This is a genomic window from Anaerococcus sp. C0059F3 (assembly GCF_056590475.1).
Window position 1 is genome coordinate 19,881 of the sequence record NZ_JBWPWE010000013.1, and the last position, 18,910, is coordinate 38,790.

Annotated in this window: 16 protein-coding genes; 15 read left to right on the forward strand and 1 reads right to left on the reverse strand. The window is 33.8% G+C overall.

The features are described from left to right. From hprK to AC1EJ5_RS08720, 9 genes are all read left to right on the forward strand, one after another. Complete coding sequence (hprK, locus tag AC1EJ5_RS08680; RefSeq protein WP_223420448.1) at nt 1–1,002, forward strand: HPr(Ser) kinase/phosphatase; 1,002 nt, start codon at nt 1–3, stop codon at nt 1,000–1,002. Between the two features lie 132 nt (nt 1,003–1,134). Further along, on the forward strand, nt 1,135–4,659 hold the full coding sequence (gene nifJ, locus AC1EJ5_RS08685) for a pyruvate:ferredoxin (flavodoxin) oxidoreductase (protein ID WP_479815728.1): 3,525 nt from the start codon (nt 1,135–1,137) through the stop codon (nt 4,657–4,659). 308 nt (nt 4,660–4,967) lie between these two features. After that, nucleotides 4,968–8,495 (forward strand): pyruvate:ferredoxin (flavodoxin) oxidoreductase, encoded by a 3,528-nt coding sequence (gene nifJ / locus AC1EJ5_RS08690; RefSeq protein WP_479815730.1) that lies wholly within the window; start codon nt 4,968–4,970, stop codon nt 8,493–8,495. Between the two features lie 190 nt (nt 8,496–8,685). After that, nucleotides 8,686–9,039, forward strand: a complete 354-nt coding sequence (locus AC1EJ5_RS08695) for an Asp23/Gls24 family envelope stress response protein (RefSeq protein ID WP_223420445.1) — start codon at nt 8,686–8,688, stop codon at nt 9,037–9,039. Nucleotides 9,040–9,046: 7 nt separating this feature from the next. Next, entirely contained in the window at nt 9,047–10,615 is a 1,569-nt protein-coding gene (locus tag AC1EJ5_RS08700; protein WP_479815732.1) for a DAK2 domain-containing protein, read from the forward strand. Then, nucleotides 10,608–12,599 carry an ATP-dependent DNA helicase RecG gene (locus AC1EJ5_RS08705; RefSeq protein WP_479815734.1) on the forward strand — a complete coding sequence of 664 codons (1,992 nt, stop codon included), beginning with the start codon at nt 10,608–10,610 and terminating at the stop codon, nt 12,597–12,599. The genes AC1EJ5_RS08700 and AC1EJ5_RS08705 overlap by 8 nt, the downstream gene beginning before the upstream one ends. Beyond that, nucleotides 12,599–13,141 carry a 16S rRNA (guanine(966)-N(2))-methyltransferase RsmD gene (rsmD, locus tag AC1EJ5_RS08710; protein ID WP_308749142.1) on the forward strand — a complete coding sequence of 181 codons (543 nt, stop codon included), beginning with the start codon at nt 12,599–12,601 and terminating at the stop codon, nt 13,139–13,141. The genes AC1EJ5_RS08705 and rsmD overlap by 1 nt, the downstream gene beginning before the upstream one ends. Then, nucleotides 13,138–13,620 (forward strand): pantetheine-phosphate adenylyltransferase, encoded by a 483-nt coding sequence (gene coaD / locus AC1EJ5_RS08715; RefSeq protein WP_223420441.1) that lies wholly within the window; start codon nt 13,138–13,140, stop codon nt 13,618–13,620. The genes rsmD and coaD overlap by 4 nt, the downstream gene beginning before the upstream one ends. Nucleotides 13,621–13,628: 8 nt before the next feature. Continuing rightward, nucleotides 13,629–14,114, forward strand: a complete 486-nt coding sequence (locus AC1EJ5_RS08720; protein ID WP_223420440.1) for an ATPase — start codon at nt 13,629–13,631, stop codon at nt 14,112–14,114. Between the two features lie 15 nt (nt 14,115–14,129). Here AC1EJ5_RS08720 and AC1EJ5_RS08725 read toward each other — a convergent pair whose 3' ends face one another. Then, nucleotides 14,130–15,293 carry a tRNA(Met) cytidine acetate ligase gene (locus AC1EJ5_RS08725; RefSeq protein WP_479815737.1) on the reverse strand — a complete coding sequence of 388 codons (1,164 nt, stop codon included), beginning with the start codon at nt 15,291–15,293 and terminating at the stop codon, nt 14,130–14,132. A 155-nt stretch (nt 15,294–15,448) separates the two neighbouring features. Here AC1EJ5_RS08725 and efp point away from each other — a divergent pair, with 155 nt between their 5' ends. The 6 genes from efp to AC1EJ5_RS08755 are packed head-to-tail and all read left to right on the forward strand — an operon-like array spanning nt 15,449 to nt 18,910. Further along, the gene (efp, locus tag AC1EJ5_RS08730) at nt 15,449–16,006 is read left to right on the forward strand and encodes an elongation factor P (RefSeq protein WP_223420438.1); all 558 of its coding nucleotides are present in this window, start codon (nt 15,449–15,451) and stop codon (nt 16,004–16,006) included. Nucleotides 16,007–16,015: 9 nt separating this feature from the next. Further along, on the forward strand, nt 16,016–16,345 hold the full coding sequence (locus AC1EJ5_RS08735; RefSeq protein ID WP_223420437.1) for an Asp23/Gls24 family envelope stress response protein: 330 nt from the start codon (nt 16,016–16,018) through the stop codon (nt 16,343–16,345). Further along, nucleotides 16,345–16,731, forward strand: coding sequence for a transcription antitermination protein NusB (locus tag AC1EJ5_RS08740; protein WP_479815739.1), 387 nt, complete (start codon nt 16,345–16,347; stop codon nt 16,729–16,731). Before AC1EJ5_RS08735 ends, AC1EJ5_RS08740 begins: the two co-directional genes overlap by 1 nt. Beyond that, nucleotides 16,728–17,912 carry an exodeoxyribonuclease VII large subunit gene (xseA, locus tag AC1EJ5_RS08745; RefSeq protein ID WP_479815741.1) on the forward strand — a complete coding sequence of 395 codons (1,185 nt, stop codon included), beginning with the start codon at nt 16,728–16,730 and terminating at the stop codon, nt 17,910–17,912. The genes AC1EJ5_RS08740 and xseA overlap by 4 nt, the downstream gene beginning before the upstream one ends. Next, complete coding sequence (gene xseB / locus AC1EJ5_RS08750; RefSeq protein ID WP_223420434.1) at nt 17,905–18,090, forward strand: exodeoxyribonuclease VII small subunit; 186 nt, start codon at nt 17,905–17,907, stop codon at nt 18,088–18,090. Before xseA ends, xseB begins: the two co-directional genes overlap by 8 nt. Continuing rightward, nucleotides 18,080–18,910, forward strand: a complete 831-nt coding sequence (locus tag AC1EJ5_RS08755; RefSeq protein WP_223420433.1) for a polyprenyl synthetase family protein — start codon at nt 18,080–18,082, stop codon at nt 18,908–18,910. Before xseB ends, AC1EJ5_RS08755 begins: the two co-directional genes overlap by 11 nt.

The window sequence follows — 18,910 nt, forward strand, 5'->3', positions numbered from 1 at the left end:
ATGACAGAATTTAATGATATAAAAGATAAGAGCGATGAAATAACAGAAGTAAACTCAGGTGCAAGTGATAAGACAGTCCACCTATATAAAGTTGTGGAAAATCTGGGTCTTGAAATAATAAGCTCATCTACAGATTATGATGAGATTGTCCTTGAAAATGCAGATGTAAATAGGCCTGGTCTTCAGCTAACAGGTTACATGGAGAGATTTCCATATAAGAGGCTCCAAGTAATTGGGACTGTTGAATATAATTACCTAACAAGTCTTGATAGTAAGATGCAATATGAGAGATTTAGGGGCATCTTATCTTATGATATACCTGCAGTAATTTTTTCTTCTAATAGGGAAATAAATGAGGATATTGTTGACCTTGCTAGGTATTATAACATTACTCTTTTGAGGTCGCCTGCCAAAACAACAAAGTTAATTTCAGATATATCTGATCAGCTAGAATACCAACTAGCACCTACAACTAATGTTCACGGTGAACTCCTAGAAGTTTTTGGTATTGGTGTCTTAATAATGGGAAAATCATCTGTTGGTAAGTCTGAAACTGCTCTAGAACTTGTAGCTAGGGGCCACAGGTTAGTTGCTGATGATATGGTTGACATAACAGCTATTGATAAAAAAATCATTGGAGAAGCTCCAGAAAATATTAGGCATTTCATGGAACTAAGGGGTCTTGGGATTATAAATGTTCGTAGACTTTATGGTTCGGGTGCTATAAAGATGCAAGCTGAAGTGGATATGGTGATTGAGCTAGAACAATGGAAGGATGATTACGAGTACGATAGGCTTGGTATTGATGAACATTATATCGAACTTTTAGGAATTAAGCTTCCTCACCTAGTTGTACCAGTTAGGGCAGGTAGAAATATCGCCCTTATAATCGAAGTCGCAGCCATGAACCAAAGGGAAAAAGCTTTTGGATATAATGCTGCAAGGGTGATGACAGATAGTATTTTTCATCCTGAAAGAGTTGAAGAAGAAACAGAATTATAGGAGCATAGCTCCTTTTTTTGTGGATAAATATTTGTAAAGGATAACTTTTTCCTATATAATAAAAATATAGGATTATAAATTTTCCTATAATATATATTTCTTTAATTTAGAAATAAAAGAAGGAAGGTATTTATGACAATAAAAAGAGCTAAGAAAACAATGGATGGAAATACGGCTGCAGCTCATATTTCCTATGCATTTACAGAAGTAGCAACTATATTTCCTATAACACCATCATCACCAATGCCTGAATGCGTCGATGTTTGGGCAGCCAATGGAAGAAAAAATATTTTTGGTAAAGAAGTTATAGTTAAAGAAATGGAATCAGAAGGTGGAGCAGCTGGAGCTATGCACGGTGCCTTAGGAGCCGGTGCCCTTACTACTACATATTCATCTAGCCAGGGCCTCTTATTAATGATTCCTAACCTTTATAAGATAGCAGGAGAACGTCTGCCTGGTGTATTCCACGTTGCAGCAAGAACTCTTGCAACCCACGCCCTATCAATTTATGGCGATCATTCTGACGTGATGGCCGTTAGACAAACTGGTGTGGCTATGATGGCAGCTAACTCTGTCCAAGAGGTAATGGACCTAGGCGCTGTTGCTCATTTATCAGCAATTAAGGCTAGAATTCCTTTCTTACAATTCTTTGATGGCTTTAGAACAAGTCACGAAATCCAAAAAATTGATATTTGGGACTATAAAGACCTTGCTCCATTAGTTGACTATGATGCAGTTAAGAAATTTAAAAATACATCACTAAACCCAGAAAGACCAAAGACTATGGGTACAGCTCAGAAAAATATATTTTTCCAAGCAACAGAAGCTTCAAATACAATATACGAGGAACTTCCTGGCATTGTTGAAGAGTATATGAATAAAATTAATGACCTTATAGGTACAAACTACGGTTTATTTAATTATTATGGTGATCCTGAAGCAGACAGGATCTTAATTGCCATGGGTTCTGGTTGCCAAGCTATTAGGGAAACTATTGATGAACTAAGGAAAAAGGGTGAAAAAGTTGGTCTAGTTGAAGTTCACCTATTTAGACCTTTCTCTAAAGAACACTTATTAAAAGCTATTCCAAAAACAGTTAAGAGGATTGCTGTTCTTGATAGGACTAAGGAAAAAGGTGCTGACGGCGAACCACTATATAAAGACGTTGTTACAGCTTTTTATGATGAAGAAAATAAACCGGAAATTATCGGTGGTAGGTTTGGACTAGGATCTAAGGATACTATTCCAGCTGATATAGAAGCAGCTTTTGACAATCTTAAAGGAGAAATGAAAAAAGACTTCACTCTTGCAATTCATGATGATGTGACCTTTAAATCTCTCGAAAGAACAAACTTAAGAATCAGACACGAAGGCCAATCAAGATGCAAGTTCTGGGGCTTTGGTTCTGACGGAACTGTTGGTGCAAACAAGGAAGCCATCAAAATTATAGGTGATAATACAGATATGTATGTTCAAGCCTACTTTGATTACGATTCTAAAAAATCAGGGGGTCTAACAGTATCTCATTTAAGATTTGGTAAGGAACCAATTCTTTCAACCTATTTATTAGATGAAGCAGACTTCATTTCTTGCTCAAAACAAGCCTATGTATTTAATTACGACCTTCTTGCAGGATTAAAAGATGAAGGAATTTTCTTATTAAATACTGTTTGGTCAAAAAATGAACTCGAAGATCACTTGCCAGGTTCGATGAAGAGATATTTAGCTAAACATAAGATTAATTTCTACATCATAGATGCTAGCCATATAGCAGAAGAAATTGGACTTGGTTCTAGGACCAATATGATTATGCAATCAGCCTTCTTTAACCTAACTAAGGTAATTGACACCGATGACGCTATGAAATACCTAAAAGATTCTATTGTAAAGGCTTATGGTCACAAGGGTGAAGACATTGTTGCCATGAATTATAAGGCTGTTGATATGGGTGCTAGTGCTTATGAAAAGATTGATATTCCAGATTCTTGGCTTGATGCTAAAGATGAAGATAAAAAAGAATTAGACCTTCCTGACTTTATTAAAAATATTGTAAAACCAATGGAAGAACAAAAAGAAGATGAAATACCAGTTTCAGCTTTCAAAGATATTGACAACGGTGCATGGGAAACAGCTACAACCCAATACGAAAAGAGGGGAGTTGCCCTAAATGTTCCAGAATGGCAAATTGATAAGTGTATCCAATGTAACCAATGTTCATTTGTATGCCCACACGCCGTAATTCGTCCATTCTTAGTAACAGAAGAAGAAAAGGCTAAGGCACCAGCTGGATTCGAAACAAAGAAAGCTATTGGTAAGGGCATGGATGGTTATGATTTCAGGATTCAAATCTCACCACTTGATTGTACAGGATGTGGAAACTGCGCTGATGTTTGTCCAGCACCAGAAAAAGCCCTATTAATGAAACCATTTGAAGTTGAAGTTGAAAAAGAAAAAGATAATTGGATTTTCGCCCATGAAGTGGTTGGCTATAAAGAAGATGTAATGGATGATTCTTCTGTAAAGGGCAGCCAATTTAAGAGACCACTACTTGAATTTTCTGGTGCATGTGCAGGTTGTGGAGAAACTCCATATGCAACAGTAATCACCCAATTATTCGGAGATAGGATGCTAATTGCCAATGCATCAGGATGTTCATCAATTTGGGGCGCAAGTGCACCTTCAGTTTCTTATGCTAAAAACTGTGAAGGCAAGGGTCCATCATGGGCAAACTCACTATTTGAAGACAATGCTGAGTACGGTTATGGTATGAAACTTGCTACAGACTCTAATAAATATTTATTAGAAGTATATATGAAAGACTTCTTAGATCTTAAACTTGACACTCCACTTAACCAAGCCTTTGAAAGTTGGATAGAAAATAAAGACGATGTCAAGGGATCTAAGGAAGCAACAGCTGAAATATTAAAACTAAAAGATCAAAGAGTTGCTGATGACAAAGGCCAAGACCTAATAGAAAAAATTTACGATTTAAAAGATTATCTAATCAAAAAATCTGTTTGGATTTTTGGTGGTGATGGCTGGTCCTATGATATTGGATACGGTGGTGTAGACCATGTTCTAGCTAGCGGTGAGGATGTCAATATTTTGGTATTTGATACAGAAGTATATTCAAACACTGGTGGACAAAGCTCAAAGGCAACACCACTTGCTGCAGTTGCTCAATTTGCCGCTTCTGGTAAGAAAGTAAGGAAAAAAGACCTTGGCTTAATGTTATCAACCTACGGATATATTTATGTAGCCCAAGTAGCAATGGGAGCTAATCAAAATCAATGCTTGAAGGCTATGAGAGAAGCTGAAAGCTACGATGGCCCATCAATTATTATTGCCTACGCTCCATGTATCAACCACGGAATTAGGATGGGTATGGGTAAATCACAATACAGAGAGAAACAAGCAGTAGATGCTGGTTATTGGCACCTATGGAGATATGATCCAAGATTAGAAGATGAAGGTAAGAACCCATTCCAATTAGATTCTAAGGAACCAACAGAATCTTTCCAAGAATTTATCCAAGGAGAGGTTAGGTATTCGTCACTTAAGAGATCTTTCCCAGAGACTGCTGATCAGCTTTATGAAGAAGCAGAAAAAGCTGCAAAGGCAAGATACAATACCTATAAGAGATTAGCAGGAAAATAATTTTAAATAAAGAAGCAGGCGGATGCTTGCTTCTTTTTATGACCGTGTACAACTTTAAAGAAATAAAATATTATTCATAATAGTTTTAATTATAGGCATATTTATTCATATACTAATACTTCAAAAATGATTTTAAATATAAAAGTGTATAAAAATCATTCTTTTATAAAGTGCTTATAATAGCGAACAAAAAATTGTTTTGAATAAAAATGAAAATATTTTTCTATGCCCTTGACAAAAAATATATAATTAATTATACTTATAGTAGTGTTAACGATAATTGCTTATAATTATATTAGGAGGTCTAGATGACAGTTACTAGAGCAATGAAGACAATGGATGGTAACACAGCAGCAGCACACGTATCATACGCGTTTACTGATGTAGCTACTATATATCCAATCACACCTTCTTCACCAATGCCAGAAAGCGTTGACGTTTGGGCAGCAAACGGACGTAAAAACTTATTTGGTCAAGAAGTTAAAGTTAAAGAGATGCAATCAGAAGCAGGTGCAGCAGGAGCTATGCACGGTTCACTAGCAGCAGGAGCACTTACATCTACATACACAGCAAGTCAGGGTCTATTATTAATGATTCCTAACATGTATAAAATAGCTGGTGAAAGACTACCAGGCGTGTTCCATGTATCTGCAAGAACAATAGCTACACATGCTTTATCAATCTACGGCGACCATTCAGACGTAATGGCAGCAAGACAAACAGGTTGTGCTATGCTTGTATCTAACTCAGTTCAAGAAGTAATGGACCTATCACCAGTAGCTCACTTATCAGCTATAGAAGGTAGACTACCATTTATCAACTTCTTTGACGGATTTAGAACAAGTCACGAAATTCAAAAAGTAGCAGTATGGGACTACAAAGACCTAGCTCCACTACTTGACTACGAAGCAGTAGAAGAATTCAAAAACCATTCACTTAACCCAGAAAGACCAAAACACATGGGTACAGCTGAAAAGAATATCTTCTTCCAAAGAACAGAAGCAAGCAACCACGCTTATACAGATATAGTTGGTATAGTTGAAAACTATATGAACAAAATCAATGAACTTATTGATACAAACTACGGTTTATTCAATTACTATGGTGCTGATGATGCTGAAAATATCATCGTTGCTATGGGTTCTGTATGTCAAACAGCAAGAGAAACTATCGACGTTCTTCTAAAAGAAGGCAGAAAAGTTGGTATGGTAGAAGTTCACCTTTACAGACCATTCTCTAAAGAACACTTGCTAAAAGCAATACCTGCTTCAGTTAAGAAAATCGCTGTTCTTGACAGAACAAAAGAAAAAGGTGCTGTTGGAAGCCCACTTTACCTAGACGTTAAAGCATGCTATTATGATGAAGAAGTAAGACCACTAATCATTGGCGGTATCTACGGTCTTTCATCAAAAGATACAATTCCAGCAGACGTTAAAGCAGTATTTGACAACCTTGACCAAGACCAACCAAAACATGACTTCACATTATCAATCACAGATGATGTTACTAACAAATCTCTTCCAAGAGATGACTTCAAAGTTAGACATGAAGGCACAAGCAGATGTAAATTCTGGGGATTCGGTTCTGATGGTACTGTAGGTGCTAACAAACAAGCTATCAAGATCATCGGTGACAATACAGACATGTATGCTCAAGGTTACTTTGACTATGACTCTAAAAAATCAGGTGGTCTAACAGTATCTCACTTAAGATTTGGTAAAGAACCAATTCTTTCAACATACCTATTAGACGAAGCTGACTTTATTTCATGTTCAAAACAAGCTTACGTTAACCAATATGACCTACTAGCAGGTATTAAAGAAGGTGGTACTTTCTTACTAAACACTGTTTGGTCAGTTGAAGATCTTGAAAACCATCTTCCAGCTAAGATGAAGAGAGTTCTTGCTGAAAAGAACATCGACTTCTACATCCTAGACGCAAGCCATATCGCTCAAAACATCGGTCTTGGTGGAAGAACAAACATGATCATGCAATCTGCATTCTTCAACCTAACAAAAGTTATACCAGTAGAAGACGCTGTTAGATTCCTTAAAGAATCAATAGTTAAATCTTATGGTCACAAGGGTGAAGATATTGTAAATATGAACTACAACGCAGTAGACCAAGGTCTTGAAGCTCCAATCAAGGTAGAAGTACCAGCTGAGTGGAAAGACGCTGTTGATGAAGTTAAAGAAGAAAGAGAACTTCCAGAATTCATCAAAAACATCGTTAAACCAATGCTTGAACAAAAAGAAGATGACATTCCAGTTTCTGCTTTTGAAGGTATTGAAAACGGTGAATTTGAATCAGGTACAACTGCTTACGAAAAGAGAGGTATAGCTCTTAACGTTCCAGAATGGCAAATAGACAATTGTATCCAATGTAATCAATGTTCATACGTTTGTCCACACGCAGTAATTAGACCATTCTTAGTAACAGAAGATGAAAAAGCTAATGCACCTGCCGGCTTTGAAACTAAAAAAGCTATTGGTAAGGGCATGGATGGATATGACTTCAGAATCCAAGTTTCTCCACTAGACTGTACAGGTTGTGGTAACTGTGCTGACGTATGTCCAGCTCCAAAGAAAGCTCTTCTAATGAAACCTTTCGAAGAAGAAGTAGAAAAAGAAAAAGACAACTGGACATATGCTCACGAAGTAGTTGGTTACAAAGAAGATGTTATGGATGACATGACTCTTAAGGGAAGCCAATTCAAACAACCATTATTCGAATTCTCAGGTGCATGTGCAGGTTGTGGTGAAACTCCATACGCTAAATTAATCACTCAATTATTTGGTGATAGAATGTATATAGCTAACGCTACAGGATGTTCATCAATCTGGGGAGCTTCTGCACCAGCTATGTCATATACAAAGAACCTTGCAACAGGTAAGGGTCCAGCTTGGGGTAACTCACTATTTGAAGATGCTGCTGAATACGGATATGGTATGAAACTTGCAGCTGAAGCAAATACTCACTTACTAGAAGATAACATGGCTAAGTTCCTTGAACTAGGTCTTGATTCTCAATATAACGAACCATTCAAAGCATGGTTAGAAGGAAAAGATGATGTAAAAGCTTCTAAAGAAGCTACAGCAGCTATCCTAAATGTTAAAGAAGAAGTAGAAGGCGAAGAAGCTAAGAAATATCTAAACAACATCCTTAAACTAAAAGACTACATGATCAAAAAATCTGTATGGATCTTTGGTGGTGACGGATGGAGCTACGATATCGGATTTGGTGGTGTTGACCATGTACTAGCAAGTGGTGAAAACATCAATATCTTCGTATTCGATACAGAAGTTTACTCTAACACAGGTGGACAATCTTCTAAAGCTACACCACTATCAGCAGTAGCACAATTCGCTGCATCTGGTAAAAAAGTTAGAAAGAAAGACCTTGGTCTAATGATGACTTCTTATGGATATATCTACGTTGCACAAGTTGCTATGGGTGCTAACCAAAACCAAACTCTAAAAGCTATTAAAGAAGCTGAAAGCTATGATGGTCCATCCATCATAATTGCTTACGCTCCATGTATTAACCACGGTATCAGAATTGGTATGGGTAAATCACAATTTAGAGAAAAACAAGCTGTAGAAGCTGGTTACTGGCACTTATGGAGATTTGACCCAAGACTTGCTGACGAGGGCAAAAATCCATTCCAACTTGACTCTAGAGAACCAAGCGGATCATTCCAAGAATTTATTCAAGGTGAAGTAAGATACTCATCACTTAAGAGATCATTCCCAGAAACAGCTGACGAGCTTTACCAAGAAGCTGAAAAAGCTGCTAAGGAAAGATATGAAGCTTACAAAAAACTAGCTAACAAATAAATATTATAAGCAAGAAAGAATCGCCAATTAGTGGCGGTTTTTTCTTTGCAAAAAAATACATAATTTACCTAATTAATTCTTATATAATGATAACAAGTACCATATAAGTGTCAATAATTTATCAGCTTGGCAAATTTATGGTATAATAAAACAAAATGGATATATACTGTTAATACACATTGGAGGTATTATGACGATCAGATATGTAAATAATTTAGGAAAAGTAACAATCGATGATTCTGTTATAGCAAATATAGCTGTAGCAAGCGTTATGCAATCTTATGGAGTTGTAGGCCTTGCATCTAGATCTGCTAAAGATGGGATATATAAGCTTCTTGGAGTCAATAACATGCAAAGAGGCGTTGAGGTTATAAGAAGAGATAATGGTACAGTTGCTATTTACATTTCACTATTCTTAGAATATGGAATAAGAATACCTGTGGTATGTCAAAATATAATCGAAAATGTTAAATATAATATTGAAAAATCTTTGAATGTTAATGTTGCAGAAGTAAATATCTATGTTCAAGGAATCAATAGATAGGAGAAGTATGAAAGTTATTGATGCATGTATGCTCCAACAAATGGTCATTGGAGCTTATAAATATTTAGAAGAGAATAAGTCTTTTGTGGACGAATTAAATGTATTCCCAGTTCCTGATGGGGATACTGGTACAAACATGAATATGACCATGAAATCTGGTGTAGATAAGGTAAACCAAACCAGCGGATTAAGTGTTGAAGAAATTGCTAAAGCTTTAAGTCAAGGTACTCTTATGGGCGCTAGAGGAAACTCTGGAGTTATCCTATCCCAGCTTGTAAGGGGAATGTCAAAAACTCTTAAAGGTAAGGATGAAATCGGCGCTGAGGAAGTAAAAGATATATTTAAAAATGCAGCTAAAACTGCTTATAGGGCTGTTATGCAACCAACAGAAGGTACTATTCTAACTGTTGCAAGAAAAATGGCTGAAAAGGCTGAAGAAGCTTTTGATGACTCCAAGGACCTAGATGATTATCTAGTTGAAATTATTACCGAAGGTCAGATAGCTCTTGATAATACACCAAAACAACTTCCCGTTCTTAAAGAGGCTGGAGTAGTTGACTCAGGTGGGCAAGGTTTAATCTTCCTTCTAAGAGGAGCTCTCAATGCCCTTAATGGAGATATTGATAGGGATATTGACCTTTCATCTCAAGCAAGCGTTGAAGAAGGATCTTATATAATTAAATTCGAACTTGTTATCAAAGAAGATGAATTTGAAAATATAAGCGATGCTATTGACTCTATATCAACTAGTTTTGATTATGAGTATAAGGATGGTCATCTAAAGGCTGAAGCTCGTTCTGAATATCCACAACAAATAATATCAAAGATTTTAGTTGATGGACTTCTAGTTAAGCTTGAAGTTGAAAATACAGATCCGCATGTAGAAGTTAATGAGTCAAAAGAAGAAAATTTGAAAAAATACGGATTCATTGCAGTTTCAAGAGGCGAGGGTTTTGATGAGATATTAAGATCTATGAATATAGATAAGATTATTTCTGGTGGTCAAACCATGAACCCATCTACAGAAGATATTTATAAAAATATCGAAGAAATTGCTGCTGAAAATATAATTATTTTCCCAAATAATAAGAATATTATTATGTCATCAAAACAAGCTTGTGAATTGACTGATAAAAATGCAATGGTTTTAGGAACAAGATCAATACCTGAGACCTTCACAGCTATGCTTGAGTTTGACGAAGATAATGATATAGAAGAAAACATTGAAAATATGGCTGATGCAATTGCTGATATGCATACTGTAGAAGTTTCTATTTCTATTAGAGATACAAGTGTAAATAATATTGAAATTAAAAAGGATGACTATATAGGAATCCTAGATGGCAATATTGTTGCGACTAAATCTAATATTGAAGAAACCACAAGAGAAGCAATCAAAATTGCTATAGACAAAGACGACGACATATCTTTAATAACCCTATATTATGGTGAGGAAGCTGACAAGAGAAAGGCTAAAGACCTAGTTAAGAAGCTTTCAAAAGATTATAAGGATATAGATGTCGAATTAGTTTATGGTGGTCAGCCAGTTTATTACTACCAAGCTACCCTTGAGTAGAGAAGTAACAAGTTTAAAGGGAATTGGACCTAAAAAGGCTCAGGCCCTTGCTAGACTTGATATCTATACAATAAGTGACCTATATTCCTACTATCCGAGAGAATACGAGGATAGGAGGCTTAAGTCAAGCGTTTTAAAGGCTAGTCCAACAAGGTCTTACTATTTTGAATGGAAGGCAATTTCTAAACCCTATGTCAAAAGACTTAAGAATATGACAATTTCTTATATGTATTTTGCAGAAGGTGATTTTAAGAAAATTAGGGTCGTTTGGTTTAATGATAGGTTTTCAATTAGGAAAATAAAATTAAATACGACCTATAAATTTTATACAAAAGTCACTTATAAAGACGGGTTTTACGAAGCTGTAAATCCGTTATTTGAAGACTTGGATGGTGAAGAGATAGGTGGGATCTATTCTATCTACCCACTTACATCTGGCCTAAGTCAGAAAAATTTAAATTCTTTTATAAAAGAAGCTCTAAAAAATTTTGAACCAAGGGAAGAAATTTTATCTAAAGGAATAAAAGAAAAGTTCAACCTTTTGGATAGGGATGAAGCTTTAAATGAAGTCCATTTCCCTAAAGATATTGATACCTTATTAAAGGCTAAATCTAATATAAAAATTGGAGATTTGTTAAAGGAATTAATTTTCTTAGACTATGTAGGAAAGCTACAAAGAACAAAGCAAGGGATAAGTTTAACTTATAATTTGGATGAAATTTTATCGAAACTCGATTTTTCTTTAACTAGGTCCCAATTAAGATCTCTAAAAGAGATATTAGAAGATTCTGGTAAAGAAATTTCAATGAATAGGCTTTTAATAGGTGACGTTGGTTCAGGAAAGACTATTGTTGCTATGCTTGTAATGCTTGTTTTTGCAAAAAATTCCTATCAGTCAGCCATGATGGTACCTACAGAAGTCCTTGCAATCCAACAATTTGAAAAATATAAGGATTTTATGGATAGTTTTGGTGTAGAGCTTGCTCTTTTAACTGGTTCCACAAAGGAAAAAGATGAAATAAAAAGACGACTTAAAGACGGGTCTATAGACATGGTGGTAGGGACTCACGCTTTAATTGAAGACGATGTTGATTTTAAAAACCTAAGACTAGTTGTAAATGATGAACAACACAGGTTTGGAGTTAGGCAAAGGCAAGAACTTGCCAGAAAAGGTATAAATACAAATTATCTCACAATGACTGCTACTCCAATCCCAAGAACCTTAAGTCTTAGAATCAATAAGATGCTTGATTTAAGTATAATAAACGAACTTCCAAAAGGAAGGGCAGAAGTTTTTACTAGTATTATAAATGAAGACCATCAAGAAATTGTCTTTGAAAACATAAAAGATAGCCTTGAAGAAGGTAGGCAAGTCTACGTAGTAACAACAAATATTGATGCAGAAGATACAAATTCTGTAGAAAACCTTTATAAAAAATATAAGAAAATTTTCAAACCCTACAGGGTAGAAAAACTCCATGGTAAATTAAAGCCTAGCATAAAAGAAGATATTTTAGCTAAGTTTAATAATCATGAAATAGATATTATTGTTTCCACAACTGTAATAGAAGTCGGAATCGATGTAGCAAATGCAAACACCATGGTTATTTACAACTCAAATAATTTTGGCTTATCCCAGCTCCACCAACTTAGAGGTAGGGTTGGTAGAGGATCATATGAATCTTATTGTTATCTTATAAGTAAGGATACAAATCCAAACAGTAAGCTAAATATTTTGGTTGATTCCAATGACGGTTTTGTTATTTCTCAAAAAGATTATGAATTAAGAGGTGGGGGCAAAATTTTATCCCTTATCCAGCATGGTAAAAATCTTTCTGAGATAGAATACTTAAAAATGACCGAAGAAGAGACTGATAAGACCTTTGAGATTTTTGATTATTTGAAAGAAAATTCTTTTGAAGGTGTAAATCTAGAATATATAAAAGATTATTTTGATGAAGATAAGGATATTATTTTAAACTAATGAAAGTAGTAGCAGGAAAGTACAAGGGATACAATCTATTAAGCCCTAAATCAAAAACATCAAGACCTACTGATAATAAGGTAAAGGAAGCGATTTTTGATATGCTTTATCCTTTTAAGCCTGATTTCAAGGCCTTAGACCTATTTGCAGGTACAGGTCAAATGGGTATAGAATTTTTGTCTAGAGGAGCTAAGGAAGTATATTTTAACGAGAAAAATTATTCTAATTTTTCTATCCTCAAACAAAATTTAGATAAGATAAATTCTTCGGATGTTTTTACATACAAAAATGATTTTATTAGGTGTTTAAAAGATTTCGGAGATAAAAATTTTAAATTTGATTATATTTTTCTTGATCCACCATATGAAACTGATTTCATCGATAAATCCTTGTTTTATATCAAAGAATATGACTTATTGAATGAAGAAGGTATAGTTATTACTGAATCTAGTATGGACATGGATTTTTCTGAAAAATATGGTTTGCATGTTTTAAAAGATAAATCCTATGGAAGGAAATTTATAAAATTTTATACAAAATGAAAATAATTTACCCAGGTAGCTTCGATCCCCTTACTGAGGGCCATATGGACATTATCAAAAGACTAAGCAAAATGTTTGATGAAGTGATTGTTGCTATATTATATAACGAAAATAAAAACTCTTTATTTAGTGTCGATGAGAGAAAAGGCATAATAGAAGAGGCAATTAAAGAAGAAAATTTACCTAATATTTCAATTCATTCTTTCGATGGTCTTTTAGTAAACTTTGCTAAAAGCATAGATGTAAAGCTTGTAGCTAGAGGCCTTAGGGGAGTGACAGATTATGAATATGAAAAAAATATTGCAAGGGTCAATTCGACTTTATATGAAGGGCTTGAAACAATCTTTCTTTTAAGCAACCCTTCATATTCATTCGTTAGCTCTAGTGGTGTTAGAGAGATAGCTGCTTTTAAAGGCGATGTATCAGCCTTTGTAAGTCCGAGTGTTGAAAAGAAAATTAAAGAGAAATTTAATTATTAGGAGGAAAAATGGCAAACAAAATTACTGATCTTATTCTTGAGATGGAAGATATAATGGATGAGGCAAGCTCTGTACCTTTTTCAAAAAAAATAGCAGTAGATCCAGATGAGATTTATGAAATCTTAAACGAGATGAAAGACTCTCTTCCAGAAGAAATCAAGCAAGCTCAATGGGTTACTGACGAAAAAGATAGGATTTTATCTGAGGCATCTGCAGAAGCTGATAATAGACTTAGCCAAGCAGAAGGTGAAATCAAAAACTTTAAGGAACAAGCTAAGAGCCAATACCAAAAAATGGTAAGTGAACATGAACTAACCATACAAGCAAGAAATGAAGCTGACAGAATTCTTCAAGAAGCAGCAGCTGAAGCTAAGAAAATAAGACAACAATCTTATGACTATGTTGATAGACTATTTACAGGTTCTGCAGCAAACTTTAGCAAACTTGCACAACAACTTGAACAAAACAAAAACAAAATTCTAGAAAACAAATGAAAATTAGACCTATCATTAGATAGGTCTATTATTGTGTCTAAAATCATAGTCGATTTCTCTTGCTATTCCTAGGCTATAGAGGTTTGATGCTCTGATTATTTTATTGTAAATTAGCAAATCTGACTTGCTTAAATTTTTCAAGTCGCTTTTATTAATAACAATGTTTAAGTTTTTACTTAGATTTTTAAAATTTTCTGCTGCCTTTTTGTTATAGGCAAGAATATTAATAAAGGATATGTCATAATCATTTAAATCAACAGTATAAGATAGAATATAATTTAAAACAAGTCTTTTAATTCTAGATTTTGTATATCTTAGTGATGTGGCCTGACCTAGGAAATCTTTATATGAATCCTTGATTATAGCTATCTTAGTTAAGTAATTATCAAGGCCATCTTCATAACCTAAAATATTGCTCATATCAGATTTTTCTATAAGAATTTTATATTTAAAAATCTTGTAAATATAATCATAATCAAAATATTTATACTCATTCATAAAATTTGAAAGTTCACTATACGATTCATTTGGTATCAGATTTTTAATATCTAGACCTAAATTATTTCTAATAGCAGTTGAAGATGCAAAATTTTTGTCATTTATACCTTGATCTTTGTTTTTTGTTTTGATTCTCTTAATTGGATAGGGCTTGATTTTTGAATTTATTTTATAAAGGGCTCTCATGTATTCAAGGGCCAAGATATTGTTAGATGATAAAAAATCACTACTAACAAAATCTAGAAGTGCCTTATTATGAGATTTTGGATAGGAAAGACCACTAGCAATTAGTGATTTAATTTTAGAGTCAATATTCTTTTCGTTTTCAATTATTACTTTACAAGCTTTTAAAAAATCATCTGTATTTATGTTTTCGATACCAAAGACCAAATAATCAATATCCACTTTATTTAAAATATTTACTGATTTTTTAGCAAAAAATTCTGCGGATTGAAGAGTTATAAAGCTTGGCATTTCAATTACTAGGTCAAAGCCACAATTGATAGCGACCCTAGCTCTAGAAAATTTATCCATAATAGCAGCCTCACCTCTTTGAACAAAGTCACCGCTCATTATAGAGACAGCAAGGTCAGTTTTTAATTCTTTTTTTGCCTTATCTAATAAATATTTATGCCCATTATGAAAGGGGTTAAATTCTGAAATTATTCCTAAAGTTTTCATACGAACTCCTTTATTTATCTTACTATACTAACTTTTCAGATACTTATCACTAGGAGATATTTATTGATGGAATTTGTTTGATATTTATGAATAAAATTTTCAATTAAGGGGTGATTATGGTATAATAATTAAAGAAATATCAACTAGGAGGAATTATGATTTCAGCAAATGATTTAAGAAAAGGTGTAACATTCGTTTACGACAACGATGTATATCAAGTAGTAGATTTCCAACACGTTAAACCAGGTAAGGGAGCTGCCTTTGTTAGAGCAAAAATTAGATCTGTAATGAATGGTGGTGCAAAAGACGTAACCTTTAACCCAAATGAAAAATTTGAGAATGCTATTATCTCTACAAAAGAAATGCAATATTTATACAATGATGGTCAATTATATTACTTTATGGACCCAGAAAGTTTCGAACAAATAGGAATTGAAGAAGACAATGTTAAGGATGCAATTATCTACGTTAGAGAAAATGATACAGTTTTAATTAAGTTCTACCAAGGCAAGCCATTCTCAATTGATCCACAAAACTTTGTAGAATTAAAGGTAGTAAAGACAGAACCTGGTGTTAAAGGCGATACAGCAACTAACGTAACAAAACCAGCTACAGTTGAAACTGGAGCAGTAATAAATGTTCCAATTTTCGTAAATGAAGGCGATGTAATTAAAATAGATACAAGAAGCGGCGAATATCTATCAAGAGCTTAGGAGATATTAATGTCAAATACTTTCAAAGATGGTTCAGTAAAAATAGCTGATGAGGTTTTAGATCAAATAGCTATCCAAGCAGCCAATGATGTTTATGGAGTTTATGAAGAAAATTCTGATGAAGGATTTATTCATTCACTCCAAGCGAAAACAACAAAAACATCAATTAGAAATGTTAGTGGAAATCTTGTTATTGATCTTGACCTTTCATTAGATAAGAATGTCAATGTAAGAAAAACAGTTAAAAAAATCCAAGAAAATGTCAAAAATGTAGTTGAGACCATGACAGGTCTTATCGTTAGCAAAATTAACGTTAATATTAGTAAATTAGAAATCTAATGAAGAGAACTGACCAAAGAGAATGGGTTTTTAAACTCATTTTTCAAGACACAATTAATAAAATTGAAGATGATGTAGAAATATTAGCAAACCACGACCTTAGTGGGGATGAAACTTTTATTGTCGATTCTATCAAATCATACAAGAATAATTTTGGAGAAATTGATAAAATTTTGCAGACAAATCTTCCTAAAGGTATGCCAAAACTAAGTAGAGTGGTTAAGTCTATTATTTACTTATCTATAAATGAAATCTATTTTTTAGATATACCAGTATCAGTTTCTATTAATGAGGCAGTTAACCTAGCTAAGAAGTTTTCTGCTGAAGATGACTATAAGGTAGTTAACCTAATTTTAGGCAATATCGTAAGAAATGAAAATAAATGAGAAAACCCTTAAGTGTAAAGCAATTTAATGAGTATGTAAAATCAAATATCAAACATGATCCAATTTTTCAGAGAATTAATTTGATCGGTGAGCTTTGCAATGTGAGGTTTAATAACTACCACCTTTATTTTTCCTTGAAGGAAGGAACTGACATCATTGATGCTGTAATCTATTATTATGAAGATAAGAATATAAGTTTTAATTTTAGCCCTGGTAAGGAAGTAATTATCAGGGGAAACTTATCTTTCAATAATTACTCATCAAGACTAATTATAGTAGCATCTGAGATAGAGGATGTTGGTTTATCAAAAGAATTTAAAGAATTTCTTAAAATGCAAGAGGAATTTAAAGCTAAGGGCTATTTTGACAGTAAAAACAAAAAGTCAATCCCAAAATTAGTTAAAAAAGTGGGTCTTATTACATCAAAAGATGGGGCAGCTATAGTGGACTTTCTAGCTATGATTAATAGCAGGGCAAATGACATACATATCTATTTAGATCCAGTCAAAGTTCAAGGTGACCAAGCTGAGGATTTGGTAGCTAAAGCAATAAATAGGCTTGATAAACTAGGCCTCGATGTAATTGTTATCACCAGAGGCGGAGGGTCTAATGAAGACCTTTCAAGCTTCAACCAAAGAAAAATAATAGAAGCAGTCCATGATGCAAAAACTCCTATTATTTCTGCTATAGGACATAATATTGATACAACATTAATAGATTATACGAGTGATTTGAGTCTACAAACTCCTACAGAAGCAGGGTCTTACCTTATAGCTGACTACATAGACTATGAAAAATTTTTAAAAGAAAAATTTGTAAGAGCAAGGTCAAAGATACAATCGACTCTGGATATGAGGAGTTTGAGCCTTAAGATTCTAGAATCAAAGTTAGAAAATTCATCACCAAGAAAACTTATTGATGATAGGCTTAAAGATCTAAGGTCTATAAACAAAAATCTTGACATGGCTATGGAAAGCTTATTAACCTATAACGGAACTAAACTAAACAACCTAACTCATAAATTTGACTACTTAACAAAGCTTATAGATATGAGAAAGAATCAAATTGAAATAAATTTTGATGGTACAAATATCTATTCTGCTCACAGTTTAAAGATAGGCGATGGGTTTGACCTAGTATTCAGTGACGGAAAATTAAAGGCGAGGATAATTGATGGATAAATCTTTTGAAGACCAATATAAAAAAATAGAAGAAATTTTAGATAAAATTGAAAATAATAGGGACAATCTAGATGAATCAATTAAGCTCTATGACCAAGCCAAGAAAATGTATAGGGAACTTGAAGAAAAGCTTGTGGATTATAGGGCTAAGGTGGAAGTTATAAGTAATGATGAATAAAGAAAAGTTTTTGAAAATTTTTAATGAAGATAAGGATATAATAGATAAGGAAGCTAAATCTTATTTTAGTCCAGACAATATCTTAGAAGAGGCCATGGCCTATGCAACAGATGGTGGAAAGAGGATAAGGGCTTTTCTGTATCTAGAAACCAAGAAAATGTTTTCACAAATTACAGATGAAGATGACTATAAACTTGCCCTAGCCTTAGAATTTATTCATGCCTATTCTCTTGTTCACGACGATCTTCCAGCAATGGATAATGATGATTTTAGGAGGGGGCAGCCTAGTGTTCACAAAAAATATGGTGAAGATATAGGAATTCTCACAGGCGATGCACTTTTAAATGAAGCTGCTATAATATTATTTGATTTAGCAAAATCCAATGCTTCATTCATTAAGGCAGGTTCGTATATGCTTCAAAGAGCGTCTAGGTTTGGAATGATAGGAGGCCAGGTCATAGATTTAAGAAGGGGCGCGTCCTATGATTTAGATTATCTTTTAGATGTGTATAAGAAAAAAACATCGGATTTATTTAAAGCGGCTTGTGTTCCTGCAGGTATTGTATCTGGGGTAGATGAGGAAACTATAGGAAAAATAGAAAATTTTGCAGAAAACTTAGGTCTTGCCTTTCAAATTCAGGATGATTTATTAGAAGATACATATGAAGATGAATTAAACATCATAAATGTTATGTCAAAAGACGAAGCAATAGTGCTTTTGGAAAAAGTTAATGATAGAGCAAAAGATTCAATAAAAGATTTTCAAAATAATGAAGTATTATCATTTTTAATTGACTACCTGTCAAGTCGAAGTTATTAG

Coding starts and splice junctions, on each gene's coding strand:
- hprK (WP_223420448.1), top strand. CDS start 1: ATGACAGAATTTAATGATATAAAAGATAAGAGCGATGAAATAACAGAA.
- nifJ (WP_479815728.1), top strand. CDS start 1,135: ATGACAATAAAAAGAGCTAAGAAAACAATGGATGGAAATACGGCTGCA.
- nifJ (WP_479815730.1), top strand. CDS start 4,968: ATGACAGTTACTAGAGCAATGAAGACAATGGATGGTAACACAGCAGCA.
- AC1EJ5_RS08695 (WP_223420445.1), top strand. CDS start 8,686: ATGACGATCAGATATGTAAATAATTTAGGAAAAGTAACAATCGATGAT.
- AC1EJ5_RS08700 (WP_479815732.1), top strand. CDS start 9,047: ATGAAAGTTATTGATGCATGTATGCTCCAACAAATGGTCATTGGAGCT.
- rsmD (WP_308749142.1), top strand. CDS start 12,599: ATGAAAGTAGTAGCAGGAAAGTACAAGGGATACAATCTATTAAGCCCT.
- coaD (WP_223420441.1), top strand. CDS start 13,138: ATGAAAATAATTTACCCAGGTAGCTTCGATCCCCTTACTGAGGGCCAT.
- AC1EJ5_RS08720 (WP_223420440.1), top strand. CDS start 13,629: ATGGCAAACAAAATTACTGATCTTATTCTTGAGATGGAAGATATAATG.
- AC1EJ5_RS08725 (WP_479815737.1), bottom strand. CDS start 15,293: ATGAAAACTTTAGGAATAATTTCAGAATTTAACCCCTTTCATAATGGG.
- efp (WP_223420438.1), top strand. CDS start 15,449: ATGATTTCAGCAAATGATTTAAGAAAAGGTGTAACATTCGTTTACGAC.
- AC1EJ5_RS08735 (WP_223420437.1), top strand. CDS start 16,016: ATGTCAAATACTTTCAAAGATGGTTCAGTAAAAATAGCTGATGAGGTT.
- AC1EJ5_RS08740 (WP_479815739.1), top strand. CDS start 16,345: ATGAAGAGAACTGACCAAAGAGAATGGGTTTTTAAACTCATTTTTCAA.
- xseA (WP_479815741.1), top strand. CDS start 16,728: ATGAGAAAACCCTTAAGTGTAAAGCAATTTAATGAGTATGTAAAATCA.
- xseB (WP_223420434.1), top strand. CDS start 17,905: ATGGATAAATCTTTTGAAGACCAATATAAAAAAATAGAAGAAATTTTA.
- AC1EJ5_RS08755 (WP_223420433.1), top strand. CDS start 18,080: ATGATGAATAAAGAAAAGTTTTTGAAAATTTTTAATGAAGATAAGGAT.